The organism is Arthrobacter sp. TE12231 (assembly GCF_054062895.1).
Genome location: NZ_JBSSFS010000001.1, coordinates 2,230,327 through 2,255,781 on the forward strand (window position 1 = coordinate 2,230,327; position 25,455 = coordinate 2,255,781).

Here is a 25,455-nt window from a genome sequence, read left to right on the forward strand (position 1 = left end):
CTGCTCACTCAGCCAGCAGGAAGCACCAGTTCTGGACCATCAGCTCCAGCGAAGTATCGCGGTCCACCGTCCAGCCGAGCCGCATCCAGCGCCGGGAAAAGAACTCCAGTTCCCCGAAGGCCAGCGCGCACCGCACCCGGCGGCTGATCGGGTCAAACCGCCCGGCCCGGTCAAGGCCCGCCTGCATGTCATCGATCGCCGAGTCGAACCACTGATCAAGAGCCGTTTGGATATCGGGTTCGCTGGCCGCCGCCTGATGCGCCGCCACCACGTAAGGGCGGATCTCCGCCCACTGGTCGAATTTGCGCGCAAGCCAGGTCCGGATCAGCTCACGGTCCCCGGATTCCACCACTGAATGCAGCGGCGGGACATCCGCCTCGGTCAGCATCTGATTGGAGCGCTCGACCAGCGACCGCATGAGCTGGCCCTTGGACGGAAAATGCGAGTAAAAGGTGGCCCTGGTGGTGCCTACGGCAGCGGCGATGTCATCCACCGTGGTGGCGGCGTACCCCTTCTCCTCAAAAAGCTCCAGCCCCTTCTCGAGCAAGAGCCGGCGGGTCATCTGCTTCTGAGCTTCTCGAATGCTTGCCACTCCCCCAGACTAATGCAAGGTTCACCATGTAATTTGACTTGACACTTTGTATAGTCAATGGCTATGTTGTTACCGACATCACATTCGGGTGCCATCGCGACCACGCGAAGAGAGGACAACGTGCCGTGCTTCAGGACCTTGATTCCGGCGGCACCGCCCCCGCCATCGTGACCCGGCGCCGCCTCCCCGACCACTGACCGCCGTCGGACGCCTCGTTCTTCACCCCGCTCCACCCGATTGCTCGTATCAGACAAAGGAGTTTTCCATGAGCACTGATCCCAGAACCGTTCCACCCCAGACCTACCCGCCGCAGCAGGCACCGCCTGCGGCGCAGTCCCCTGCCGAAGCTGCCACCGATGCCGCCCGGTTGGCGCTTCCGCGGCTGCGGGTAAAAGGCACGCTGGCAACGGCCGCCGTCGCCGTGATGGTCGCGCAAATCGCCAACGCGCTTCCCGGCTCGCTCAACGGCGAGTTCCAGACGACCTTCAACGCCGTTGGGTCCCAGTTGACCCTGATCGCGGCAGCGTTCATGATTCCCGTCGTCGTGTTCGAGCTGACCTTTGGCCTGTTGGGCGACAAGCTCGGCCACAAGAAGCTTGTCATGGGCGGCTCCCTGCTCATGGCGATCGGCTCACTGGTCTGCACCCTGGCTCCGACCGTTGAGGCGATGTGGATCGGTTCGGCCCTGAACGGCCTCGGCGCGGGAGCCATCTTCCCCGCCTCCCTCGCCCTCGTTGCCGCCGTCACTCACGATGCGCGGGCGCGAGCCAGGGGAATTGCCATGTGGGCGGGATTCCTGTCCGTCGGTGCGGCGCTGTCGCCGCTGCTCGGCGGCACCTTGGCCAGCTTCGGCTCCTGGCGGGGCGCCTACGGCACGGTTGCCGTCCTTAGCGTACTGACCGTGATCCTGGCGCTGCTGGTCGCGGCAGAGCACAAGGCGGCCCAAGGCCGCAAGCCGGACTGGTGGGGCCAGATCACCTTTGCCCTCGGCCTGATCCTTGTCCTCTTCGGCCTCGTCAAGGGCCCCGAAGACGGCTGGGGCGCCCCTCACGTCATCTTCTCGTTCGTCGCCGGCATCGCTCTGCTGCTCGCGTTCGTCCTCATTGAGACGCGCGTCGAATCGCCGCTGCTGGATCTGCGGCTGTTCCGCAACCGCGGCTTCACCATTTCCTCGATCGTCGCCGTCGTCGGGATGTTCGCGTTCCTCGGAAGCCTCTTCTCGCTGAGTATGTGGCTCGGCCCGGTCCAGCACCAGAACCCCATGAACATCGGCCTGCTGTTCATCCTGCTGCAGGGCCCGACGTTCGTGCTGGTTCCGCTGATCTCCCGCCTGCTCACCCGCGTCGCGGGCCGCTGGATGCTCACCGCGGGCTTCCTCCTGATGGCCGCCGGCGCGCTGATGGCCTCCGGCCTGGACGTCACGAACATGTCCATGACCCCGTTCATCGCCCCGGCCCTGCTGCTCGGCGTCGGCTTCGCCCTGACCCTAAGCCCGATGACCGCGATCGCCCTGAACACTGTCCCCCTGCACCTGGCCGGCATGGCCAGCGCCACCACCAACCTGCTCCGCGACCTCGGCTTCGCCCTCGGCCCGGTGCTGGCCGGCGCCGTGGCCCTGAGCACCGCCGGCGCCAGCCTGGGCGCCTCGCTGCAGACCTCCACGCTCCCCGCCGACCAGGCCGGTCCGGCCAACGCGATCTTCCAGGCCGGGGGCCCGATCGCGCTCAACAGCCTGCCGCCGGGAGCACCCGGCTCCGCAGCCCACGAGCTCGCCCTGCAGTCCCTGGGCAACGGCTTCTCCGATGCCTTCATCGTCTGCGCCGTCGCGGCGGCCGCCGCGGCCCTGCTCACCCTCATCGGCCTGCACGGCGTCCGCGACACCCACCCCGCCGCCGAGGCCTTCGTGGACCCCCTGGTGGAATCCACCCAGCCCTGAACCGTTTGAGCCTTTGCACCGGTCGGGTGGCCGCGCTGACGTCGCCCGTCGGGACGGGCCCCGTAGTTATGCTAAATTTCGGCGCATGATCTCGCACCCGCCAAGCCACGATACCGACGGACCTACAGCCGCCGCCATCGGGCTGTTGGCGTCGAAAGGCTACGACGCAACGTCCGTTGACGAACTTGCGGACGCCGCGGGCATGAGCCGCAGCACCTTCTTCCGGAAGTTCGGATCAAAGGAGGACGTTGTTTTTGCGGACCACGAGCGGATCCTAGGGCAGGTGACCGAACGACTGGCGGAATCGATGCAGGAACCGCTCGCAGCGATCGAGGACGCGGCGCTGCTGGTCTTCAACCACCACGTACGGAACCCGGAAACGTCACGAGCCCGGTATGAGCTGATGCAGACCGTGCCGGCCCTACGGGACCGGGAGCTGGTCACCTCCCACCGGTACGAGAGGGCGTTCCTGCTGCACCTGCTGGATAAGATCCCCGACGGCGAGCACCGTGAATACAAAGCTGTTGCCTTCGCCGCAGCCGCGGTCGCCGTGCACAACGCCTTCCTCCGGCGATGGCTCCGCACAACAGCAACTGCCCCGGAAACCGCAGCGGCAGACCGGGAGAGATCAACTGCGCTTGCGAACGAACTCCGGGCTCTCTCCGGGATCTTCCGGCCGGCGTTGTACGGCCCGCCAGCGCCGGTTCCGGCATCCCAGGCGTCCCCCGCCGTTGTAGTCACCGTGCTGACGGCGGGCGCAGACAACGACGCGATCGTGCAGGCGGTCCGCGACGCCCTGTCCTGACGCACTGTCCCGACGTTGACACGCACCGGCTGACACTGAGTTCCTTGACGTGGAACTGCGTTTCAATGCATCCTTAGTCGACGTGGTGTGAGCCACGGCACGTGGGCGCCCAGGCCCGACGCGAGACAGAGGACGAACAGATGACGACGACGTCACCCGCTACCGGGTTCACCGCCGCAGAGCCGGCGGGCCAATTTCCCGTCGGCACCATAGAACCGGACTATGTCCTGACCGAGGCACTGGGCACCGACCCCGCGGCCGTATTCGCCGATATCAGCGGCGCCGATCGCGGCTACTGGGAACGCGCCCGCCACTTCGTCCAGGACGAGGTCCTTCCCGCCATTGACGGCTACTGGGAGCGTGCCGATTACCCGACGCACCTGGTCAGCCGCCTCGGCGAACTGGACCTGCTGCGCGACGGAGTTCAGGTGGACGGGTTCGCGCCGATGAGCAGGACTGCGGCCGGGCTGGTGACCATGGAAATCAGCCGCGGCGACGGCTCCGTGGCAACCATGATCGCGGTGCAGGGCGGTCTTGCCCTGCGGTCCATCGCGGAGTGCGGGTCGGCCGAGCAGAAGAAGCGATGGCTTCCGGGGATCGCCGGCGGCAAGGAATTCGCCGCGTTCGCGCTGACGGAACCCACCCACGGCTCGGACGCCGTGGGCCTGGAATCCACGGCCACCAGGACGGCGGGCGGGTTCCTTCTCAACGGCGAGAAGAAATGGATCGGCAACGGCTCCGTCGGCGGAGTGAGCGTCGTTTGGGCCCGCGGCGACGACGGCCAGGTTCACGGCTATCTGGTCCCGCAGGACTCCCCCGGATACACCGCCACAACAATCGAAGGCAAGCTCGCCTTGCGGGCCATCTGGCAGGCCCACATCCGGCTGGAAAACGTCTTTGTCCCCCACGAGAACGTGCTGCCGGGGGCACGGTCCTTCAAAGACACGGCACGGGTCCTGCTGGCCACACGGCTGGGCGTCGCGTGGTCCGCCGTCGGGCATGCCACCGCATGCTACGAAACCGCGGTCCAATACGCCAAGCAGCGTCAGCAGTTCGGCCGGCCACTGGCCGCCTCCCAGATCGTGCAGGAACGGCTGGCCCGGATGCTCAGCGAACTGGCCACGATGCAGCTGATGGTGGTTCAGATGAGCCGCCTCGACGAAGAAGGGGCACTCACGCCCGAACAGGCATCACTTGCCAAATACACGTGCACGCGCACCGCCCGGTCCATAGCCTCCAATGCCCGGGATCTCCTCGGCGGCAACGGCATCCTGCTGGCAAACCGCGTCGCCCGGCACCTCGCCGACATCGAGGCCATCCACACCTACGAAGGCACCGAAACGATGCAGGCCCTCATCATCGCGCGCGGGATCACCGGCATCTCCGCCTTCGCCTAACCCACCGGCCTTGAGCCGCCTGCCTTGGCCACTTGCCTGGCCCACACTGTGCCTGTCACCCCGAAAGGACTTTTCTTGAACCAAAATGCCCACATCCCTGTCATCCTGGGCGGCGCCCGGACCCCCTTCGGCCGCTTCCGCGGCGGCCTCACGGCTTTCTCCTCAAGCGAGCTGGGTGCTCACGCCATCCGCGCCGCGCTGGACCGCACCGGCGTCGCCCCCGAGCAGATCGACGCCGTCATCGTCGGCCAGGTGATCCAGGCCGGAGCAGGCCAGGGCCCCGCACGCCAGGCCAGCCTGGCCGCAGGGATCGGCTGGGATGTGCCCACCGTGACGGTGAACAAGCTGTGCCTCTCCGGGCTGACAGCCGTGATCGACGCGGCTCGAATGATCCGCGCCGGTGAGGCAGACTTCATCGTTGCTGCCGGTCAGGAATCCATGACGAACGCACCCCACCTGGTGCCCGGTCTCCGGGCCGGCGTCGTCATCGGGGACGCTCCTATGCTCGACTCGCTAAACCGCGACGGGCTGCAGGATCCGGTGAGCGGCTTGCTGATGGGCGAGGCCACCGACGCCGGAAACGCCGAGCGCGGCATCACCCGGGCCGAGCAGGACGCTGTCGCAGCCCGGTCCCATCAGCGGGCCGAAGCGGCGCGCGCCGCCGGCCTATACGCCGACGAGATCGCCCCGATCGACGTCCCCCAGCGCAAAGGGCCAGCACTGACGCTCCGGCACGATGAGGGTATCCGCCCCGAGACCACCGCCGAATCCCTGGCGCAACTCCGTCCGGCCTTTTCGAAAGCCGCAACGGCAACCATCACCGCAGGATCCTCGTCGCCGCTCTCCGACGGCGCCGCGGCCCTGGTGATCGCGAGCAAGGCGGCAGCCGAAGCTGCAGGGCTCGAGTGGATCGCGGAAATCGGTGCCCACGGCCAGACAGCGGGACCGGACGGATCCCTGCACTCCCAGCCCGCCCGCGCAATAGAACGCGCCCTCAAGAGCGAGGGCCTGACGGCACAGGAACTTGATCTGTTCGAGATCAACGAGGCCTTCGCGTCCGTGCTCCTCCAATCCGCCAAGGACCTCGGCATCGAGCCGGACGCTGTCAACGCCGAGGGAGGCGCCATCGCTCTCGGGCACCCGGTGGGGGCCTCGGGCGCGCGCCTGGTCCTGCATCAGGCGCTAGCCCTAAAGCGCCGCGGCGGAGGCATCGGCGTCGTCGCCCTCTGCGGCGGCGGCGGCCAGGGCGACGCCCTGATCCTCAAGGCATGACCATCACAACGAAGAAGCAGGCCATGAAAACCACCAACCACGACGACGGCTTTGGAACCATCTCCATCGCAGCCATCCTGGCCGAATCCGCACGCAGGACGCCAGACAGCATCGCCCTGATCGTCGGCGAGGACGAGACCAGCTACGCCAGCCTCTGGCGTGAGACCCGCGCCTACGCCGGGGCGCTGCGCGCCCGGGGCATCGGCCCCGGAGACGCCGTCGCCGTCTTGATCCCCAACGTCCCGGACTTCGCCCGGGTGTATTACGCAATCCTGGCCCTGGGCGCCGTCGTCGTTCCGGTGCACGCGCTGCTCAAAGCACGCGAAATCGAATACGTGCTCCAGGACAGCGGCGCCAGGATGTTGATCTGTGCCGCATCCCTGCTGACGGAAGGTGCTGCGGGCGCCGCCACCACCGGAACCGACCTCCTGACCGTGATGGCGCCCGACGACGACGGCCTGCCGCGGCTCGAGGACGAGGCCGCCGCGTCCCGGCCAATCGACAGCTACGTCCCGTGCCGGCCCTCCGACACCGCCACGATCCTCTACACCTCCGGCACCACCGGCAAGCCAAAGGGCGCCCTCGGCACGCATTTCGCCCTGGTGGAACAGACCAGTGTCCTGCTGACCAGCGTCATGGACTTCAAGCCCGGCGACGTCCTCTTCGGCGGACTGCCGCTGTTCCACACGTTCGGCCAGACCGTCGTTCTCAACACGGGACTGCGCGCGGGCGCCACTGTGGTCATGATGCCCCGCTTCAGCGGCGATGGCGCCCTGAACCTGATGGCACGGCACAAGGTGAACATTTTCGTCGGTGTGCCGACCATGTATGTGGCGCTCCTTGAAGCGGCCAAGACGGTCGACGTCCGTCCGGCCGCCCTGCGCTACGGCATCTCCGGCGGTGCATCCCTCCCGCTGGCAGTCATGGACAAGTTCCGCGACGTCTTCGGCGTGGAGATCCACGAAGGCTACGGACTGACCGAGACGTCTCCCGTCGCCGCATTCAACCACGTCGGCACAGCGCCCCGGCCCGGCACCATCGGCGTCCCGATTTGGGGCGTCGACATCGAAATTGCCCGCGCCGAAACGGTCGAAAGCATCGAACTGCTGCCCTGCGGCGAGCTTGGCGAGCTCGTCATCCGCGGACACCTCCTGATGAAGGGCTACCTCAACCGGCCGGAGGCCACCGCCGAGGCGATCGTCGACGGCTGGTTCCGCACCGGGGACCTTGGCACGAAGGACGACGACGGCTACCTGAGAATCGTTGACCGCAAGAAGGACATGATCATCCGCAATGGCTACAACGTGTACCCCCGCGAGGTAGAGGAAATCCTCCTCACCCACCCGGAAGTCGTCAGCGCCGCCGTCTACGGAATTCCGCACGACGTCCACGGCCAGGAAATTGCCGCCGCGATCGTGCTCGACGCCGGAGCCACGGCCACCGAGGCAGACCTGATGGAATTCGCGAGCGCCCAACTCGCCGCTTACAAGTATCCCCGCGTCGTCAGGCTGCTCGAGGAGCTCCCCCTCGGGCCCAGCGGAAAGATCCTCAAACGGAACCTGGCCGCCGAGTCCGTCGGCACCTAGAAGGCTCGACCGGAGCGGTCACGTCGCAGCGCGTGATCGTTGCACAAGATCTTTGCGCGGGATGTCTGTACAGGGCCATGGCCGCATCCGGGCCGAGCCGGCAGCACTAATTCATCCAAGCCGGCGATTGCCGGGCCAACAGCTGAGCTTCCAGGCTCAGCGGGCCACCACGTTCTCGATCGAGACCGTTTCGATGATTCTGGTCGATGGCTCGCCGACCAGCGCCGGTGCCGTCACACCTGTTTTCCACGTGTCGTTCTGCAGCCGGGCCAGGAATTCGACGGCGGCCTCCTGCGTGTCGAAATCCATCTGCAGCATCACGTAATCCTGCTGGCCGAGCGGACGCGATATCCGGTATGACCGCACCCCGGACGCGAAGCGGTCCAGCGGATCACTGTCAAAAGCCCTCCTCCACATGTCGAAGTCCCGGACCTGGTGTTCGATCTGCAGAGTAATCACGCGGGCTCTCCTGTCGACGGCGCTACACGCCCAACTGTAGGCCCGGAAGGCCCCGCCGGGTAAGGCTTCCGGTGGAAGTGATATTGAGGAGGGGCGCTACGCCGGCTGCGGTCCTGCGGTCGACCTGCGGGTCGGGGCATTGGCCGCATCGGCGTCGTGATGCTGCCGACGGCTCGCCAGCAGGAAGGGCACAGCGATCAACTCAATCGCGCCTCCGATCGCGAGCGAGGCCGGGTAGCCGTACACGTCAGCTGCCCGGCCGAGCAGGGGCTGCACCACCACGCCACCGCTGGAGCCCATGAGCGAGTCGAAGCTAAGCACTGTTGCGCGTTGTTTCGAGGCGATCATGTCGTTGAGGTACGCCTGCCGCACCGGAATGCCGGCCGAGGAAATCAGGGCCCACAGCGCCAGGAGCACCAAAGCGGCCCAGAACACGCGGGTGAACCCCAGCGCGGCCAGGATCATGGCGTCCAGGATGCTGCTCAGAATCAACACCGTCGTGCGCTTTCCCACGAGACGCCGGACGCGGGGCGCCATCCAGCCGCCGAGCACCTGTGCTCCGGCCACGATTGCTGCCGCAAGGCCCGCCACCGAATACGCGTGAGGGTCCCCGAACAGCTCAAGCAGGTACGGCTGCAGGGCATAAAACACGTAGATTCCGACGCCGGCGCTGAAGGGTGCGGCCAGCATCACGTAGCGTACGGGCGGATTTTTCAGGCCGTTCTCGATCGAGGCCGACAGTACGGCACGGGTCGCCTTAACCGGATGGGTGGAGCGTTCGGGGGTGAATCCGACGTCGCGCATGAGCCCAAAGGCGACGACGAACATGGCCAACAGCACGCCGACGCGAAGCAGAAACGGTACTCCCAGATTAGTGGCCTGTGCGATCACGCCGCCGGCCACCGAGCCGACGAGCATCGCGACGCCGGAGACCATCTGCCCCCGCCCGAGCACCGCCTCCATCCCGCCTTCATACCCGGAGAATCGCAAGGCGTCGACGAGCCAGGCCTCGACCGCACCGGAGAAGAAAGTGAAGCCCAGGCCGAGCAGGACCGACACCACGGCCCACGACCAGAACGGGGCGGACAACTGCCACAGCAGGTAGTAAAGGTACGTGGATCCGGCCAGGGTCACGGTGCCCAGCAGAAACGACACTCGGCGCCCCCAGCCGTCGGCAACCACCCCGGTGGGCACCTCGAACAGCACCATGCCGGCCGTGAAAAAGGCGTTCGCGGCAAACGCCTCGAAATTGCTGAGCCCGGCATCCAACAGGAAGAGGGTGTTGATCCCCCAAATGAACGAGGCCGCAAGGGTATTGCCCAGCGTCAACGTGAGAAAGATGCGCTGGATCTTTCGGGCGGCGGCGGTCATCCCGTCGCCGCCCCCGCCAGGGCGAACGGGAAGCACGAGGCCATTCTCGTCCCCCGCGCCGGTGCGCGCCAGATGGCCCGTCACGCCACGGGCACCTGGCGGCGCAACCGGCGCCGGACAGCCTCATCCCGGAGAACCGCACCGCGGGCATGGCTGCGTTCGCCCTAGGCCGGCGGGTTATGCCGGCGGGTTATGCCGATGCGGCGGTGGTGACGTTGTCGAGGACGACGGCTAGGCCCAGGCCGACGCCGGTGCAGGCCAGGGACTGCGCGGCGAACGCCTCGTTCAGTTCCACGGCGCCGACCTGGTCCCAGCTGATCCCGGCCTTCGCGAGGGCCTTGTTCGCGGCCTCGACCGGGGCGTAGCCGAAGAACTGGGGATCGTTCGCGTACGCGCCGCGCCCCGCGATCCGGGCCAGCGGGTCCATCCCCAGCAGCCCTGCGGCCCTCTCGGATCCCAGCCACGCCTCGGAAGCGCCATCCGAGAGCGGGGACGCCGATTCTTCCTCAGCGGCTCCCCCATGGACAAGGGTTTCGGAAAGCGGCCCGTCACCACCCTGCTTCCCGCTTTCGCGGCCCAACCGGGAAGTCACCCCGAGTAGCCTCAGCGCCCCCGCGTCGCGCGTCTGGCGCTCCGGCGCGCCCGACTTCCCGTCGCCGCCCGGCTCAGCCGCGCATGGAGTATCAAAAGGCGGGGCACGGCGAAGTAGACGGCAATGGGAACCACCACAAGCGTGAGCGTAAAAGCGCGCAGAACCGGAGGCCAGTCCGGCGCCACGCCGGCCAACACGCTCATCCCCAGCGCGGCCAGCGGAAAGATGGCCGCCCAGGTGATGACCGCCCTTACATGGACGGATGCCACACCGACGGGTCGGTGATGATGCGCCTCCGCTTCGTCAGCCGCGAGTGCTCTGCCCTCGTGTTCCACTCAGTCTCCAAACGTCGGGTTGGAATTGATGCTACGGAGCGGCACTACGCAAAAGCAAACGAACGGTTGGAGTTAGGATTTTCCCATGGCCTGGGACACTGACGCGACGCAGAAGAAAATCCTCAATGCCGCAATCTCCGAGTTTTCAGATCGGGGGTTCTCCGGTGCGCGCATCCTCCAGATTTCGCGGAACTCGGGGTGCAACCGCGAGCGCATCTATTTCTACTTTGGCGGCAAGGCCCAGCTCTTTGAAGCGGCACTCACCCGCCAGCTTGCCACCGCACTGGACGATCTTCCGATCGTCGGCTCCGGGCCCGGGGCTGTTGCCGATTTCGCGGGACGGTATTTTGATTTTTCCAGGAGCCACCCCGGCCTCGCCCGGCTCACCTTCTGGGAGGGCCTTGAGCAGGGGCATCCCGTAGCGGCCGAGGCCCGCACCCTCCGCTCAGCGAACAAGGTCACCGAGCTCCGACATGCCCTTCCGGCATTGAGCGAAGCGGCGGCGGAAGACCTGCTCCTGACAATCGTCACGCTATGCCACGCCTGGGTCTCGAGCCCCAACGTCGCCCTCGTGATCACCGGAACGCCGGACGAGGAACGCAGGCGCGCCTACGTTGTGCGAACCAGCGAACTGCTCGCTCACGACGCCCTTGGCGCGGCACCTAAGCGCACATAGCCGCAAGGCCCCCGCCCTTCGGCGGCCGGCGGCGCTTCATACCAACATTCTGCGGCATGGCACTCCATCGGAACAGATTCTCATTGCAAAATTACTTGACGCTTCAAGTTTCGCGGCGTACATTTAGTTGCAGCTTCAATGATTACTCCTCCAAGAGAACAGAACCTGATGAAGACCCTCCTGGCCCGCATACTCGGAAAGAAGACTCCCATGACGAACCTCACCATCATCGGCAACGGCAACATGGCCCGTGGCATCGCAACCCGTGCCCTCGCTGGCGGCCTGACCGTCGAAATCCTCGGACAGGACGCCACCAAGGCCAAGGAACTGGCCGCCGAGCTTGGGACCGGCGTCACCTTCGGCACCACCGCCGACTCCCCGCAGGGCGGCATCGTGGTCCTGGCCGTCCCCTTCGACGCCGCCAAGTCCGTAGTCAGCACCTACGGCGAGGCCCTGACCGGCAAGACCATCGTGGACATCACCAACCCGGTGAACTTCCAGACCTTCGATTCCCTGGTCGTTGAACCCGGCACCTCCGCCGCCGAAGAAATCGCACAACTTGCCCCCGCCGGCGCCCACGTCGTAAAGGCATTCAACACCACCTTCGCCGGCACCCTCGTCGCCGGCGAATCCGGCGGACAGCCGCTGGACGTCTTCATCGCCGGCGACAACGCGGACGCCAACGCAGCGGTCAGCAGCTTCGTCAGCGCCGGCGGCATGCGCCCCCTGGTCGTCGGCCCGCTCAAGCGCTCCCGCGAACTCGAAGGCTTCCAGTTCGTCCTCATGACCATGCAGGCCAACCCGGAGTTCGCCGACTTCAACTGGGACACCGGACTTCAAGTCACCAAGTAACCCGGACAGCGATAGACGTCAAAAACCAAAAGCAAGAGGACGACGGCGGGCAGCTTCCGCCGTCGTCCTCTTGCGTATGACGTGATGACGGCTGCGCCCGGGACTGAGCGGGCTCGGTGATCGTTCGATGAACATTGGGCGTCCGCCCGCTTCAGGCCCTCGGGCGCGACATAAGCTGATGCGGAAGCCTTCGCGCCGCGAGGTGACCGGAGGGCGAAGCACCAACAGTGGAGAGCTGTGATGTCGTTCGAACATGCGGGGCGTAGACCGAAAGCGGAGATAACCCACGCTCTCGTCGCCGGAGGCGCCGCCAATGAGACCGTCCCCGGGATCTATGAGTCGGCACGCCGCGCCGCCGCGGACCGTATGGAACGTATCCTGGGACGGGCCAGCAAGCGACTACTAAAGCGCTCCGTGCCGACCAGCCTCGCCGCCGTCACGAGCGGCACCGACTGGACCACGTGGCATTTCGTCGCCCTGTCCCTCGGCTGGCCCCTTGAAAACGAGACGACGGCACTGCCTTCCTCAGCGTCGACGGCCGCATCTGCTTCTACCGCCGGTCCACAACCTTCGGCGGCGACGAATTCCTCACCTCTGACACCGTCCTGAGCACGTTCGAAGGCGGCAGCGCCATCAAGAAACTGGTCAACCCCAAAGCTCTGGTCCCGGAGTCCGGCCGCGTGATCTCCCTGCCGGCCCGCAAACCGGGCAAAGAGCCGGCCTGGATGACCGCTCCGCAGCGCCTCGTCGAGTTCACCGGCAACCGTGCCGTAGCGCGCTGGCCCCGGACCGCGCTCGACAACCTGGTGAATGTCGACTTTGACCGCAAAGGCAGGGTCTGGATCACCTACCCCCGCTGGGACAGCCACCAGAGCATCTCCCTAAAGGAATGGATCACTTTGAGTACGGCCAAACTCATTAGCCTTAAGTAACCCTGACCGTCATCCCTGGCACCGCGAACGAGCAGTGCGATTCCGGCCGAAGCCCCACCGGGCGCGCAACGTCAACCGGTCAGTACTCGCCCTTGATCACGAAGAAGGAGCCGCGGATAACGCCTGCCAGCTTCGACTTCTGGCGAGCGAACTTGAAGCGTGTCGCCAGTTCCTCCGGAATCTCCATGCCTTCGGCAAGCTTGAATCCGACCGCTCGCTTCCCGCCGCCCTCGATGCTGTACATGACGTTGATGGACAGCCCCGACTCGTAGAACACGTAAGCCATCCGCAAACCGTCCACTTCGAAGGCGGCCGCTTCGAGCGGGCGTGAGCCGATGACGATGTCGCGCTCCTCCTTGAGGATGCGGCTCACCCTCTCGACCACCTCCGGAAGCTCGGTCGCAGGGCTAACAGTGAAGACGTGATCGTACTTGTTCCGGTAGTAGCGGCCCTCGTTGGCGCGCAACCCGGCGAGCGCCTCGGCAACGGGAGACGATTCCAGGCCGACAGTGGAAACGTTCTCAAAGTCAACGACGTACGGCATGCGGCCTCCTGGTCAGATGTGATGGGACCAACGATAACGTGACGACGTGCTGCGCGGGCGTCCGAAACGTCGATCCCTTGCGGCGCCCGGCCGCGTTTGTACACTGAGCAGGGACTCACCTATTCGGTTGGCAGGGGATGGGAATGAAAATGGCCACTTTTCGGGAACTCCACCACACGACGGCACCGCTCCTGCTGCCCAATGCGTGGGACGTCGGATCAGCCTTGGCATTTGCGACAGCGGGATTCACCGCCGTCGGCACCACCAGTTTTGGCATTGCGGCAAGTGCCGGCCTGCCGGACGGAGGCCGGTCCAGCAAAGCCGCAACCACCGCACTGATGGCGCAGCTGTGCCGCCTGCCTGTACACGTCACGGCGGACATCGAGGACGGCTACTCCGATGACCCCGCCGAGGTTGCGGAACTTGTGGCCCAACTGGCTACCCTTGGCGTGGCCGGGGTCAACCTGGAGGACAGCACGGCCGGGCATCTTGTCGATCCAGCAGCCTTTGCCAACAAGGTTGCCGCCGTCAAGCGGCGCAGCCCGGCTGTGTTCGTCAACGCGCGGGTGGACAACATATGGTTCGGCGAACAGGCCACTGTGGATGCCGTCCTGCTCCGGGCGGGTGTCTATGCCGACGCCGGGGCGGACGGGATCTTTGTCCCGGGACTTGTGGTGCCGGAGGACATCCAGATAGTCACCGCCGGCATCGGGCTGCCGGTCAACGTGCTGGCCCATCCCTCGCTGACTGTTGCCGAGCTGGGTGATCTGGGGGTTCGGCGGGTGAGTTCCGGTTCCCTGCCGTACCGCGCGGCAGTTGACGCGGCGGTAAACGTGGTCAGCGCCCTGCGCGACGGCAAGCAGGCGCCGGCCGCCACTCCATACTGGGAGATGCAATCGCGTCTCGTGTCCTTCAGCCAGCGCCTCACGGGCTGACCGCCGCCATCGGGCACCGGCCACCCACCTAGCCGCAGCCCGAACCCGCACCGGAGGTCATCACGGACCGGCGTAGAAAGTCCGACGGCCAGGGTGGGCACATTTTGCGCACGCCCTCTGTGCCACCGCGGCCAGGGTCGAGCTCCGGCACAGGCGCCGTCCAACTACCGCGCTCGATGTTGGGGCAATCCGGCCTCCCTCCCCCGGCTTCTCGCGCTGCTGGTTATCGCGTATATCGGAATGTATCGTTGAGTATCGTTCGGGATTCACTAAGGAGAGCAGTATGCGTAATTCATACTCGGCTGGCGGATTTGGCGGTCCCAACATCGACGGCATGTGGCAGGCCGTCGAAGAGCTGCGTTCAAGATTTGAGAAGCGCTCGGGCACCCGCGCGGGGCGAGGCGAGGTGCGGTCCGCGGTGCTGGCCCTGCTGGCGGAGCGGCCGATGCACGGCTATCAGATCATCCGTGAAATCGAGGAGCGGAGCAATGGCAGCTGGAAGCCGAGCGCCGGCTCCGTCTACCCCACGCTGCAACTGCTGGCCGATGAGGGGTTGATCCGTGCCGAAGAGTCCAACGGTCGCAAGATTTACTCGTTGACCGAAGCAGGCCGGGAGGATGTAGCCCATGCCGATGCGTCAGCACCATGGGAGTCAACAGGCCCGGCATCTGGCACCGGATTCGCGGCCCTGCCGAAGGCCGGCGTCGAGCTCGCCCAGGCCGCATCTCAGGTGGGTCGCACCGGCTCTCCGGAGCAGGTGCAGCAGGCCGTGGCGGTGCTGCACGAGGCACGTCGCCGCCTGTATTCGATCCTCGCCCAGGACTGACGGGGGTGACGTCGGTTCGTCGGGAACGAGCAGATCCGGTCCCCGGCGCCGGAGACACCCGTGCCCGTTACCGTCGCATCCTGCGCTTCGCAGCGTGGCATCTCGCCCTGACCTGGTGGTTTGAGCTGTTCCTCCCCCGCATCGGGCTAGGCCGAGTTGCCGAGCGCACCCGGGCGAAGAGGATGCGGAGCTTCGCGCAGCACTTCCACGTGCTCGCGGTAAATCTGGGCGGCCTGATGATCAAGGTCGGTCAGTTCCTGTCGTCCAGGCTCGACGTACTTCCGCCCGAGATCACCAAGGAGCTTGAGGGACTGCAGGACGAGGTGCCCCCTGTCCCGTTCCCCGCGATCCGTGCACTTGCCGAGGCCGAGCTGGGTGTGGCCCTGAACCAGGTTTTCGCCTCGGTCGAGGAGACCCCAATCGCCGCCGCATCGCTCGGGCAGGCGCACCTGGCACGGCTCCTTCCCGCCAATGCCGCCGACGCGGGGCTCGACAGGGTGGTGTTGAAGGTGCAGCGCCCGGGCATCGACGCGATTGTCGACGTCGACCTGGCGGCACTGCGCAAAGTGGGCAGCTGGCTCAGCCACGTGCGACTGGTGTCCGATCGGGCCGACATGGCCGCCCTGGTCGAGGAGTTTGCGCAAACCAGTCTTGAGGAGATCGACTACCTGCATGAGGCAGCGAATGCAGAGCGCTTCGCGGCTGATTTCGCCGACGACGACCGCGTGGATGTACCCGACGTGGCATGGGAGTGGAGCACCCGCCGCGTGCTCATCCTCGAAGATGTCACGGCGATCAAGATCACGGACTCGGAGGCACTTCTTGCGGCGGGCATCGATCCGGCGCAGGTTGCCCCGGTCTTCGCGTCGGTCATGTTCGACCAGATGTTCACCAACGGCTTCTTCCATGCAGATCCGCACCCCGGAAACATCTTTGTCACTCCGGTTACCGGTTCATCCGCAGGGCGCCCCTGGAAGCTGACGTTCATCGACTTCGGCATGATGGGCGAGGTTCCACCCAGCACTCGCAGCGGCCTGCGGAAACTTCTGATCGCGGCCGCCTCGCGTGACGGCAAGGGCCTCGTGAGCGCAATCAGCGACGTGGGAGTGCTGGTGCCATCGGCCGACAAAGCCGAGCTTGAGCGGGCGATGACGCACCTGTTCGCCCGGTTTGGTGGGATGGGCTTCGCCGAACTTCGCGAGGTGGACCAGCGGGAGTTCCTTGAATTTGCGGTGGAGTTCGGCGACCTGGTTCGCTCGCTGCCGTTCCAGTTGCCGGAGAATTTCCTGCTCATCATCCGGGCGATGTCACTGACCTCGGGTGTGTGCAGCTCGCTGGACGCCCGGTTCAATCTGTGGGACGCGGTGGAACCCTATGCGGCGCAGTTGCTGCGCGACGAGCGTGGCAACATCGTGCAGGACGTGGCTCAGCAGGCGCTCGACGCCGCCGGGGTCGCCCTGCGTCTGCCGAAACGCCTGGATGGGCTTGTCAGCCGCATCGAAGACGGCGCAGTATCCGTGGCTAATCCGCGTCTCGAGCGGCAAATGGCACGGCTGGACCGCACGGCGCAGCGAGCGGCATCGGCGCTGATATTCGGCGCCCTGCTCATCGCCGGTTCCGTGGTCCGCGCGGACGACACGGTGCTCGGCAGCGTGCTAATGATCGTGTCAGTCGTTCCGCTGCTGCACGGGCTATGGCTAGGGCGCCGCGGCCTCTGAGTGAACTGGCGAGCCGGGACCGGGCAATTCGTCGTCGGCCACCGGCGGTTCCCGGTCCTCATCAATCCCCGTAGGTGCCATGACGCAGCTCGGAGCAGGTGGGAGGATGGGCGCATGGAACTGCACATCACTGGCGACCCCGCCGCCGACCAACTGCTCAGCAATGACCCGTTCGCACTCCTCATCGGCATGCTGCTTGACCAGCAGGTGACCATGGAGTCTGCGTTTGCCGGACCCGAAAAGATCCGGACGCGCATCGGGTCCATGGCCCCGGCCGCAATCGCCGAATATGACCCCGCAGGCTTCGTTGAGATCTTCAAGGAGCGTCCGTCCATCCACCGCTTCCCTAGCTCCATGGCCAGCCGCGTCCAGGACCTCGCCGCGACCGTGCAGCACGATTGGAATGGGGACGCAACTGCCATCTGGAACCAGGACAGCCCTGATGGCCAGGAAGTGCTTCGCAGGTTGAAGGGATTGCCCGGCTTCGGAGAGCAAAAGGCAAAGATCTTCCTCGCACTACTCGGCAAGCAGTGCGGACTCCAGGCACAAGGCTGGCGTGAGGCTGCGGACCCCTATGGCCAGGAGAGCACATATCTTTCTGTCGCAGACATCGTGGACCCCGAGTCGCTGATAAAAGTGCGCGCCAGCAAGCAGGCTGCCAAGGCCGCTATTAAAGCCGCGAAGGCATCCGAGCGCTGATCAGCCTCCGCCTCCGTTGACCCGAAGGCCGCGCCGCACGCGATCGGCCGGGACGTCAGGCGTGCTAGTAGACTCAGACCGGCTCTCCAGTTCCCCCCAGCTTGGAGAGCCGGGAGCCTCCGCGCTTGAGTCCTGGATTCGCGCGGAGGCTTCCTCATACGTCCGGCAACACCGCGGCGCAGCCAAGAGGGACTTCGTCGATCAGGCCGTGCCGCATGAAGGTGGAAGCCAAAGTAACGCCGCTGAGGACCTCTCCCCGCCGGTCAGGCCCGGGGTGTCACCGTTGCCTTGGGTCAATGACCGGGTCCGATGATGATCTTGTTTCGTTCGGATTCGTGCGCGCCGCCCTTCTTCGCCAGCGTGGAGCACGCCTCTTCGATGTCGCGGGCGAGCGTGTCGACGTGCTCGCGGCTCAACGTTTCCTTGACCAGGGCGCGCATGATCGTCACGTCTTGGGCGTTCGGCGGCAGTGTGTAGGCCGGCACCATCCAGCCGCGCTCGGCCGAGAGTTGCCAGGCAATGTCGAACTCGTCGTACCCGGGGTCGGAGGCGAGCCGGAACGCCACCAGGGGAAGTTGCTCCTCGGCGGCGCCGATGATCTCGAACCGGCCCATGGCGTCCAGCTTCTCAGCCAGGACGCGGGCGTTGGTCTGCATGTTCTGCATGATGTACGTGTAACCGGCGCGGCCATAGCGCACGAAGTTGTAGTACTGGGCGAGAACCATCGACGAGCCGGTGGAGAAGTTCAAGGTGAAGGTCGAGTCGGTCTTGCCGAGGTAGTTCTCCTCGAAGACGAGATCCTTGGCGAGGTCCGCTTTCTCCCGGAAGATCAGCCAGCCGATGCCGGGATAGACCAGGCCGAACTTGTGCCCGGAGACATTGATCGAGCGGACCTGCTCGAGCCGGAAGTCCCACTCCGAGTCGGGGTAGAGGAAGGGCCAGACGAACCCCCCGCTGGCCGCGTCCACGTGCAACGGCACATCAAGGCCGCGCTCATTCTTGATCTGCACCAGCAGGTCGTTGATGCCGACGATGTCGTCTTTGTGACCGGTGAACGTCGTCCCCAGCACGGCTGCGACGCCGATGGTGTTCTCATCGACATGGGCCTGCACGTCGTCGGGGCCGATCGTGTATTTCCCCGGCTGCAGTGGCACGATCCGCGGCTCAACGTCGAAGTAGCGGCAGAACTTCTCCCACACGACGTGCACGTCGCCGCCGAACACCAGGTTCGGGCTCGACGTCGACGCGCCGGCGGCCTCGCGGCGCTTGCGCCAGTTCCACTTCAGGGACAGACCGCCGAGCATGATCGCCTCGGACGATCCCTGGGTTCGGGCTCCCGTCGTCTCGCCGGGTGCGTGGAAGAGGTCTGCGAGCATCCGGATACAGCGTTGCTCGATCTCGGCCGTGCGGGGGTACTCGGCGTGGTCGATGAAATTGCGGTGCAGGTTCGCTGCAATGATCTCCTGGGCCTGTGGCTCCATCCATGTCGTCACGAAGGTCGCCAGATTCCGGGCGGGATCACCCTCCAGCGCCAAGTCCTCCGACACCAACCGCAAAGCGTCCTGAGCAGGAATGCCGGTCTCCGGGAACTCCCGGCTCGGAACCTCCTGGGTGATAAATCGGTTGCCGAACAGCGCCACGTCGGCATCCGCCGGCTGGGAATTTACTGACATCACTTCTCCTTCAGAAACTGTTGAAAGGGGGCTACGGATGAGTTCCCCGGTCCGTTTGAACCGAGACGTCGGTGGATTCCGGACCCAGCATGAGAATCGCACCGGTGAGGAAGCACAGGGCTCCCACGAGTGTGCCGAGATTGGACAGTTCGGCGTTCCAGACGTCGCCGCTCGACGGTATGACGAAGGCCGCGACCGCCGAGATGCCGAACGCAACCGAACCGGCCACGTTGATGACGGCGATCTTCCATGTCCGGGGCCTGGGCCGGCCGGCAACGACGGCGCGACCGGCATCCAGCAATGCCACACCGCTTGCAACGAGGAAGGCGACTGATCCCAGAGCGTCGGGTCGCCACACCCGCTGCTCGGCCAGCGCCGCGCTGAGATTGTCCCGCACTGCGTTTCCCGTACTCCAGTTGAACCACAGTGTGCCGGCAAGTTGAACCGCGGCAGCGAGCCAGACGAGATTCCGCGGCGCCCAGACCCAAGGCGAGTGGCGCGCAGTGGCACGCACGGCCGGAAGCGCGTCAGCGGCTTCGCGGTACTGCAGGAATGCCGCAGAGGTGAAGAACAGCGAACCGACGAAGAATGTGGCGGCACACCAGCGCAATCCCACGGCCTCGGAGTATGACGGCACCGCCCCCAAAGCGAACAGACTCGAGCCAATGATGAACAACCATGCGATCCACCGGTCCCGTATGGTCGAACGGCGCGCGCTCGAGATCTCAGTCATGGTCGACCCCAGAGGAAGCCCGATGTTGGACGCTGCCTGGATCGTCAGGCGCCGCGGGCGCCCTGGGGCCCGGGACCGGGAGCACATTGATGATCACGAAGGACACCGCCACAGCCACCACCACCTGGGGTGTTACGGCCACACCGTCCACTCCCAGCAGCAGCGTGGCCAGCAGCGTCGACGTCAACGGCAGTCGCAGCATAGCTGCACACATGGCTCCTATGCCCATGCCGATCGCTGCCGCGAGATTCATTCCGGGCAACCCACTCGCAGCAATACCGAGCGCCGCACCGATGAACATCGACGGGAACACCGGCCCACCACGAAATGCGCTCAGCGAGAGCCCATAGACCAGGGTCTTACAGGAGATCAGCAGGACCAGCACAGCAAGCGGGTAGTCTGCGGCGTCTGCGACCAGCTCCGGAAGTGCGTCCTGCCCCGAGAACAACACCTGCGTGAAGCTGTGCGCGGAGATCAGCTGGTACGCCATCGCGGTAAGACCGATCAGCAAGCCCAGCGCAGACGTCACCAACACCCGGTTCAGATGCACGACCGGACGAAGCGACAACGCGACCCAGCGGATCAACCATCCCAACAGCGCGCCGGCCGCGCCCATGATCACCGCCCAGCCCATCGTCGCCAACGTCGGCGGCACCGCAGGCGGCACCGCGGGCAGCGCCAGCGAGAAGCTGCCCAACCCGGTCCACCCGTCCAAGCCGACGAACACCAGCGCCCCCACACCAGATGCGATCAGCCCGGGCAGGGCCACCAGACTCAGCGTCATTCCCCCGATCCCGGCAGCCTCCATGATCAGGAATGCACCGAGCACGGGCGAGCCGAGCAGTGTACTGATCGCTGCGAAGCTGCCAGCCGACGCCATGATCGTCAGGGCCATCGGCGGAGCGTCCTTCTTCACGAGGTGCACCGCCAACGCCCCGAGGCCGCCACCGATCGCGATCAGCGGCCCCTCGGGCCCGAGCACGGCACCCAGGCTGAGCGTAGTCAGTGCCGCGAGAACGATGCCCACGAGTTCCCGACTGCTGGGCGGACCGCCGCCTGTCTTGAATCCGAACGCGGGTGAGTGGCCCCCGGTTCCGGGCAGATACCGGATGGTCAACGCCGTCAACAGCCCACACAGCACCAACCACGGAACCGGCCACCACGCAGGAGCAGGACCCCCGAGGACTTGACTCGGCAGCCCGACGAAGACGAACCGCTGGACCGCCGCGACCAGAGCGAGAAAACCGTAGGCAATGACCGAGATGGGAACGCCCAAGACCGCTGCCAGCACGAGCGCAGCGATGTATGGCCTGGAACGAATCACGACGGTCGGATCGATACTGGGCGGCGACGCGGCAGGCTCGCTCATTCCGGGCAACCCGGTGCGACTGTGACGATTCGGGTCAACCCGAATCTCCATCGTCCGCCCGAAAGACGGCCCCCAGCAAACGGAGGCGCCGATAGGACCTGGAGAACGGGTGCGGTGCGCCCGTGGTACCAGTTGAGCATCCCTGCTCCTTCCGCTGGCCCTCCGCTCGACGGCGGGAGCGTTCAGTGAGGTCGCACAAGCGATAGAGACTGGTCAATCACGTGTTCTTCACGCTAACGCTTCCGGTGGGGGCAGTCGTCACCCAACGCGGGTGAAAGAGAACGGGTCATCCACCAATGGCTACTCCGGGAGCCGGTTTTCCTGCTTGCCCGGACCCGGGAACGCCGTTCGCGCCCCTGGCTCCTACGTGCGGCTTGGTTGAGGGTGGATGACCCTCCGTACGGCCCCGGTCGCGGCAAGGGCATCGGCAAGCCGGAGGGCATCCCCTGCCCGCACGCCGTCTGTGGGCGGCACGGTGGGGGCCTCGCTGGTGCAGTTCAGCAGCGCGGCCGTGACTTCGGCGACCAGATCCGGGAACCGGCTGAACCGGTAGCCGCCGTCGGCGGGGTCTTCGACGTGGCCCAGGGCTCTGGTGACGAGCACGGCGGCCTGGGTCCTGCGTGCCATGCCGAGTTTCATCAGGATGGTCGAGACCATGTTCTTCACGGTCTTTTCTGCCAGGAACATCTCCTGGCTGATCTGGCGGTTACTCAGCCCTTTCGCCAGGCCGATGGCGGCAGTCATCTCCCGCTTTGAGAGTCTCTGGAGTCTCTCGTCCTTCCCTTGCGGCCCGAGCAGGGAGAACGGGGCCACGAGCGCCGGATGGAACCGGGCGCTGTACGCGGTATGCCCGGCCAGGGCCCGGCGGATGAGCCTGAGTTGTTCGCTGCTGTCGTCCTGCTTGGACAGGCACCCCCGAGCGCCCGCCAGAATGGATTCGATCAGCACGGCTTCGTCGGTGTCCGCGGTCATCAGCACGCAGCGGATGCCCGGGTCGGCCGCGGTGATGGCCCGGCACACGTCGGCACCGGAACCGTCGGGAAGATCATCGTCAAGAATGACCAGCTCCGGGCGAAGGGCAGGGATCCGCCGGACTGCTTCGCGGGCGGATCCTGATTCCCCGGCGACGCTCAGGCCATCGGACTCGATCAGTTGACGCAGGCCCCGCCTCACGACCTCATGGTCGTCCAGCAGATACACGCCTCGGCCAGCAAAGCTGTTGTGCGGGTGGTTTTCCGGGTCAGCCATCATTGCTGTTCCGTTCTTTCGCCTTTGAGACCCCAGAGGCGTTATTAGTGAATCCCTGACGCCGGCCCCACTGATGCGAAGACGAACCCGGATCCCCATCCGGCCCCCTGCCGGCGCGCACCCATGCGCGCAGGTCCTTTCTCCCCACGCTAGACCTAATACCCGCTTAGTCCTAACAGCCTCCGGGCAACAGCGCAGTTCGGCCGCGTTCCCGGCCGACAGGTCTATTCCGTAGTCGGTGCCCTCGGTTGAGAACCGCACGGTTTCCTCGGCATCCTCCCCAGAAAGATCATCGATCAGCTGGACATTGACGTCGCCGGCGGCTAAGTCGCAGCTTGGAATGGCGCGCAGTGGTCAGCTTTGGACTCGCTGCCGGTACTGCCGCGGAGTTTCCCCTGCGTCGTTGAGAAAGTGCCGGTTGAAATTGGACAGATTCGAGAAGCCGACTTCGTAACAGATCTCGGAGATCGCTTTTTCGCTCCGCTCCAGCAGGCGCCGTGCGTGGGCCAGTCGAAGTTTCCGGACCAGGTCACTGAAGTTCTGGCCTGTGGCACGTTTGAAGTACTTCGAGAATGTCGGCTCCGGCATCCCCACCATGGCTGCGGCCTCCGACATCTTGACGCTGCCGGCGTGGTTGCTGAATACGTACTCGAGAACCATGTCCACCACGGCCGCGGCCTGGCCGTCCAGCTGCGGCCTGAACCATTCGTCGGCAAGGTAGCGCCGTTCCTCCTGGGGCGCCCGCGCCAGAATTGTAAATAGCTCCAAGAGGTGGCGGAGCCGATCCAAGCCGGTGGACGCACCGATCGCCTCGATGGACGCTGCGGCCGACGCGGCTGAGCGGCCCAGGAACTCGACGCCGCGTGCGGACTGTTCCAGCAGGGGCTTGAGTTCGGCCAGTTCTGGGACCAGGGCAGCGGTCTGCTCGACCCATTTTCCGTCAAACTGGATGACGGCGTCCCGCTTCTCCAGGACTTCGCCGGGCTCAAGGTCGCTGACCCAATCATGCGGCAGCCCCGACCCCACGAGAGACACCTGGCCGGCCTCGAAGGTGCCGATGTGGTCTCCGACGATGAATTTTCCGGTGCCCTTGCGGATGAGGTGGATCTCGTACTCGGGATGATAATTCCAGCGCGCCACAGGGCTGGGGTAGTCGTGCTCATGCCACCGGACCGAGTGGTTAGGGTCGGGCGGGATAACCTCCCGGTTGGCGTGCATTCCCAGCAGCCGTTCGGCCAGCCTGGCAGTTGCTCCGTCGGGAGGCTCCGCGGCAGTCATTGCAATTCTCCGTTTGGTGAGTGGTTATGAAATCTGGACGGCACCTAAGCGCCGTCCCCTAGGTTAGCGGCTTCTTGGAAGAAGAGCGGCGAAAATTAGTATCAGAAATTGGCAACCAGGACGCTAGTTGTGTCATACCCCACAGGCCTAATCTTGAGGAACAGCAGCACGGCAACCGGCCTCGAGCCGGTCGCCCGTCTTCGGCCCCGCACCCCGACGCAGCAGTCGGAATGGGCAGCATCGCACCCCCTGAAGAACAAAGGAGTCCTTAATGCGCGCAAAAATACGCGTCGCCACGTTGGCGGCAGGCGCCCTGTGCGTGGCACTCAGCGCCTCGGCCTGCGCAGGCGCCGGTGGCGGCAATTCCGCCGGCGACCCCAACAGCATCAATGTCCTGATGGTGAACAACCCCCAAATGGAGGACCTGCAGCGGCTCACCGCGGACAACTTCACCAAAGAAACCGGCATCAGGGTCAACTACACCGTCCTGCCGGAAAACGACGTCCGCGCCAAAATCAGCCAGGAATTCTCGAGCCAGGCCGGCCAGTACGACATTGCCTCACTGTCCAACTACGAAATCCCCTTCTATTCCGCCAACGGCTGGCTGGCACCGCTGGACAACGTGGCCAAGGATGCCGAGTTCAACCAGGCGGACATCCTGCCGGCCTACACCGCCTCCCTGACCGGCAAGGACGGCAAGCTCTATGGTGAACCGTTTTACGGTGAGTCTTCCTTCCTGATGTACCGGAAAGACATCTTCGACGCCAAGGGCCTAACGATGCCGGAGAAACCGACGTGGGACGAGGTCGCAGCCCTCGCCGCCAAGGTCGACGGGGCAGCGCCAGGGATGAAGGGCATCTGCCTGCGCGGCGAGCCCGGCTGGGGCCAGGTCTTCGCACCCCTGACCACCGTGGTGAACACGTTCGGCGGGACCTGGTTCGACAAGGACTGGAACGCAAAGGTCAACGCTCCCGAGTTCACCGCGGCGGTCGATTTCTACACCAAGCTGGTCCGCGACCACGGCGAAGCAGGGGCCGCCCAGGCCGGGTTCACCGAGTGCCTGAACAACATGAGCCAGGGCAAGACCGCGATGTGGTACGACGCCACCTCGGCGGCCGGGGCTCTGGAAGCGGATGCCTCCCCTGTGAAGGGCAAGATCGGATACGCCCAGGCCCCGGTGAAGGAGACTAAGTCCTCGGGCTGGCTGTGGACCTGGTCCTGGGCCATGCAGGCGGCTTCCAAGAAGCAGGACGCTGCCGGGAAGTTCATTGCCTGGGCCAGTTCCAAGAAGTACGAGGAACTGGTCGCTGCCAAGCTCGGCTGGGCCAAGGTCCCGTCCGGCAAGCGCATCTCCACCTACGAGAACGCCGACTTCCAGCAGGCAGCGCCATTCTTCAAAGCCGAACGCTTTGCCATTGAAAACGCCGATCCGAAAAACCCCGGCGTCCAGCCGCGGCCGGCTGTCGGCATCCAATTTGTCGGTATCCCCGAGTTCGCCGCCTTAGGCACCAGAGTGTCCCAAGGTGTCAGCTCTGCCATCGCCGGCCAGGGCTCCGTGGCCGATGCCGTGGCCAAGGGCCAGGAAGCCGCACAAAAAGTCGGCGACAAGTACAAGTAGCAACAACCG

Annotated in this window: 23 protein-coding genes and 2 pseudogenes; 14 read left to right on the top strand and 11 right to left on the bottom strand. The window is 65.5% G+C overall.

Annotated elements, in window-relative coordinates:
- Window positions 1–4: 4 nt before the first annotated feature.
- Window positions 5–592, bottom strand: coding sequence for a TetR/AcrR family transcriptional regulator (locus ACVWYS_RS10090; protein ID WP_116765877.1), 588 nt, complete (start codon window positions 590–592; stop codon window positions 5–7).
- Window positions 593–857: 265 nt separating this feature from the next.
- Between ACVWYS_RS10090 and ACVWYS_RS10095 the strand changes: the two genes are divergently transcribed.
- From ACVWYS_RS10095 to ACVWYS_RS10115, 5 genes are all read left to right on the top strand, one after another.
- Window positions 858–2,528 (top strand): MFS transporter, encoded by a 1,671-nt coding sequence (locus ACVWYS_RS10095; protein ID WP_456509687.1) that lies wholly within the window; start codon window positions 858–860, stop codon window positions 2,526–2,528.
- A gap of 85 nt (window positions 2,529–2,613) precedes the next feature.
- Window positions 2,614–3,333, top strand: coding sequence for a TetR/AcrR family transcriptional regulator (locus ACVWYS_RS10100; RefSeq protein ID WP_456509688.1), 720 nt, complete (start codon window positions 2,614–2,616; stop codon window positions 3,331–3,333).
- Between the two features lie 140 nt (window positions 3,334–3,473).
- Window positions 3,474–4,730: an acyl-CoA dehydrogenase family protein gene (locus ACVWYS_RS10105; RefSeq protein ID WP_456509689.1), complete on the top strand. Its 1,257-nt coding sequence runs from the start codon at window positions 3,474–3,476 to the stop codon at window positions 4,728–4,730.
- 75 nt (window positions 4,731–4,805) lie between these two features.
- Window positions 4,806–6,002, top strand: a complete 1,197-nt coding sequence (locus tag ACVWYS_RS10110; protein ID WP_456509690.1) for an acetyl-CoA C-acetyltransferase — start codon at window positions 4,806–4,808, stop codon at window positions 6,000–6,002.
- The gene (locus ACVWYS_RS10115) at window positions 5,999–7,588 is read left to right on the top strand and encodes a long-chain-fatty-acid--CoA ligase (RefSeq protein WP_456509691.1); all 1,590 of its coding nucleotides are present in this window, start codon (window positions 5,999–6,001) and stop codon (window positions 7,586–7,588) included. The genes ACVWYS_RS10110 and ACVWYS_RS10115 overlap by 4 nt, the downstream gene beginning before the upstream one ends.
- Before the next feature lie 156 nt (window positions 7,589–7,744).
- On the opposite strand, the gene ACVWYS_RS10120 is transcribed toward ACVWYS_RS10115, so the two are convergent.
- From ACVWYS_RS10120 to ACVWYS_RS10130, 3 genes and pseudogenes are all read right to left on the bottom strand, one after another.
- On the bottom strand, window positions 7,745–8,047 hold the full coding sequence (locus tag ACVWYS_RS10120; protein ID WP_116765882.1) for a hypothetical protein: 303 nt from the start codon (window positions 8,045–8,047) through the stop codon (window positions 7,745–7,747).
- Window positions 8,048–8,143: 96 nt separating this feature from the next.
- A complete protein-coding gene (locus tag ACVWYS_RS10125) occupies window positions 8,144–9,418 on the bottom strand; it encodes an MFS transporter (protein ID WP_456510285.1) in 1,275 nt (424 codons plus the stop codon).
- Window positions 9,419–9,671: 253 nt separating this feature from the next.
- Window positions 9,672–9,917, bottom strand: a pseudogene (locus ACVWYS_RS10130) (3-oxoadipyl-CoA thiolase); the annotation flags it as partial.
- 513 nt (window positions 9,918–10,430) lie between these two features.
- On the opposite strand from ACVWYS_RS10130, the gene ACVWYS_RS10135 reads away from it, so the two are divergent.
- From ACVWYS_RS10135 to ACVWYS_RS10150, 4 genes are all read left to right on the top strand, one after another.
- Window positions 10,431–11,021 carry a TetR/AcrR family transcriptional regulator gene (locus ACVWYS_RS10135; RefSeq protein ID WP_456509692.1) on the top strand — a complete coding sequence of 197 codons (591 nt, stop codon included), beginning with the start codon at window positions 10,431–10,433 and terminating at the stop codon, window positions 11,019–11,021.
- Between the two features lie 210 nt (window positions 11,022–11,231).
- Window positions 11,232–11,873: an NADPH-dependent F420 reductase gene (locus ACVWYS_RS10140; RefSeq protein ID WP_456509693.1), complete on the top strand. Its 642-nt coding sequence runs from the start codon at window positions 11,232–11,234 to the stop codon at window positions 11,871–11,873.
- Between the two features lie 240 nt (window positions 11,874–12,113).
- The gene (locus ACVWYS_RS10145; RefSeq protein ID WP_456509694.1) at window positions 12,114–12,482 is read left to right on the top strand and encodes a hypothetical protein; all 369 of its coding nucleotides are present in this window, start codon (window positions 12,114–12,116) and stop codon (window positions 12,480–12,482) included.
- Between the two features lie 116 nt (window positions 12,483–12,598).
- Entirely contained in the window at window positions 12,599–12,805 is a 207-nt protein-coding gene (locus ACVWYS_RS10150) for a hypothetical protein (protein WP_456509695.1), read from the top strand.
- Between the two features lie 79 nt (window positions 12,806–12,884).
- Here the strand turns inward: ACVWYS_RS10150 and ACVWYS_RS10155 are convergent, their stop codons facing one another.
- Entirely contained in the window at window positions 12,885–13,349 is a 465-nt protein-coding gene (locus tag ACVWYS_RS10155) for a phage tail protein (RefSeq protein WP_456509696.1), read from the bottom strand.
- Between the two features lie 149 nt (window positions 13,350–13,498).
- On the opposite strand from ACVWYS_RS10155, the gene ACVWYS_RS10160 reads away from it, so the two are divergent.
- From ACVWYS_RS10160 to ACVWYS_RS10175, 4 genes are all read left to right on the top strand, one after another.
- Window positions 13,499–14,284, top strand: a complete 786-nt coding sequence (locus ACVWYS_RS10160; protein WP_456509697.1) for an isocitrate lyase/PEP mutase family protein — start codon at window positions 13,499–13,501, stop codon at window positions 14,282–14,284.
- A 283-nt stretch (window positions 14,285–14,567) separates the two neighbouring features.
- Entirely contained in the window at window positions 14,568–15,110 is a 543-nt protein-coding gene (locus ACVWYS_RS10165; protein WP_344367916.1) for a PadR family transcriptional regulator, read from the top strand.
- Between the two features lie 5 nt (window positions 15,111–15,115).
- The gene (locus tag ACVWYS_RS10170; protein ID WP_456509698.1) at window positions 15,116–16,828 is read left to right on the top strand and encodes an ABC1 kinase family protein; all 1,713 of its coding nucleotides are present in this window, start codon (window positions 15,116–15,118) and stop codon (window positions 16,826–16,828) included.
- A 114-nt stretch (window positions 16,829–16,942) separates the two neighbouring features.
- Window positions 16,943–17,527 (top strand): HhH-GPD-type base excision DNA repair protein, encoded by a 585-nt coding sequence (locus ACVWYS_RS10175; protein WP_344367918.1) that lies wholly within the window; start codon window positions 16,943–16,945, stop codon window positions 17,525–17,527.
- A gap of 293 nt (window positions 17,528–17,820) precedes the next feature.
- Here ACVWYS_RS10175 and ACVWYS_RS10180 read toward each other — a convergent pair whose 3' ends face one another.
- From ACVWYS_RS10180 to ACVWYS_RS10205, 6 genes and pseudogenes are all read right to left on the bottom strand, one after another.
- Window positions 17,821–19,200, bottom strand: coding sequence for a glutamate decarboxylase (locus ACVWYS_RS10180; RefSeq protein WP_116765890.1), 1,380 nt, complete (start codon window positions 19,198–19,200; stop codon window positions 17,821–17,823).
- A gap of 31 nt (window positions 19,201–19,231) precedes the next feature.
- Window positions 19,232–19,933 carry a hypothetical protein gene (locus ACVWYS_RS10185; RefSeq protein WP_456509699.1) on the bottom strand — a complete coding sequence of 234 codons (702 nt, stop codon included), beginning with the start codon at window positions 19,931–19,933 and terminating at the stop codon, window positions 19,232–19,234.
- Window positions 19,926–21,302: a chloride channel protein gene (locus ACVWYS_RS10190; RefSeq protein WP_456509700.1), complete on the bottom strand. Its 1,377-nt coding sequence runs from the start codon at window positions 21,300–21,302 to the stop codon at window positions 19,926–19,928. The genes ACVWYS_RS10185 and ACVWYS_RS10190 overlap by 8 nt, the downstream gene beginning before the upstream one ends.
- A 363-nt stretch (window positions 21,303–21,665) precedes the next feature.
- Entirely contained in the window at window positions 21,666–22,553 is an 888-nt protein-coding gene (locus ACVWYS_RS10195; protein WP_456509701.1) for a response regulator, read from the bottom strand.
- Window positions 22,554–22,754: 201 nt separating this feature from the next.
- Window positions 22,755–22,901, bottom strand: a pseudogene (locus tag ACVWYS_RS10200) (Lsr2 dimerization domain-containing protein); the annotation flags it as partial.
- Between the two features lie 3 nt (window positions 22,902–22,904).
- On the bottom strand, window positions 22,905–23,828 hold the full coding sequence (locus ACVWYS_RS10205) for an AraC family transcriptional regulator (protein WP_116765894.1): 924 nt from the start codon (window positions 23,826–23,828) through the stop codon (window positions 22,905–22,907).
- Between the two features lie 271 nt (window positions 23,829–24,099).
- Between ACVWYS_RS10205 and ACVWYS_RS10210 the strand changes: the two genes are divergently transcribed.
- On the top strand, window positions 24,100–25,446 hold the full coding sequence (locus ACVWYS_RS10210; protein WP_456509702.1) for an ABC transporter substrate-binding protein: 1,347 nt from the start codon (window positions 24,100–24,102) through the stop codon (window positions 25,444–25,446).
- The last annotated feature ends 9 nt before the right edge of the window (window positions 25,447–25,455 follow it).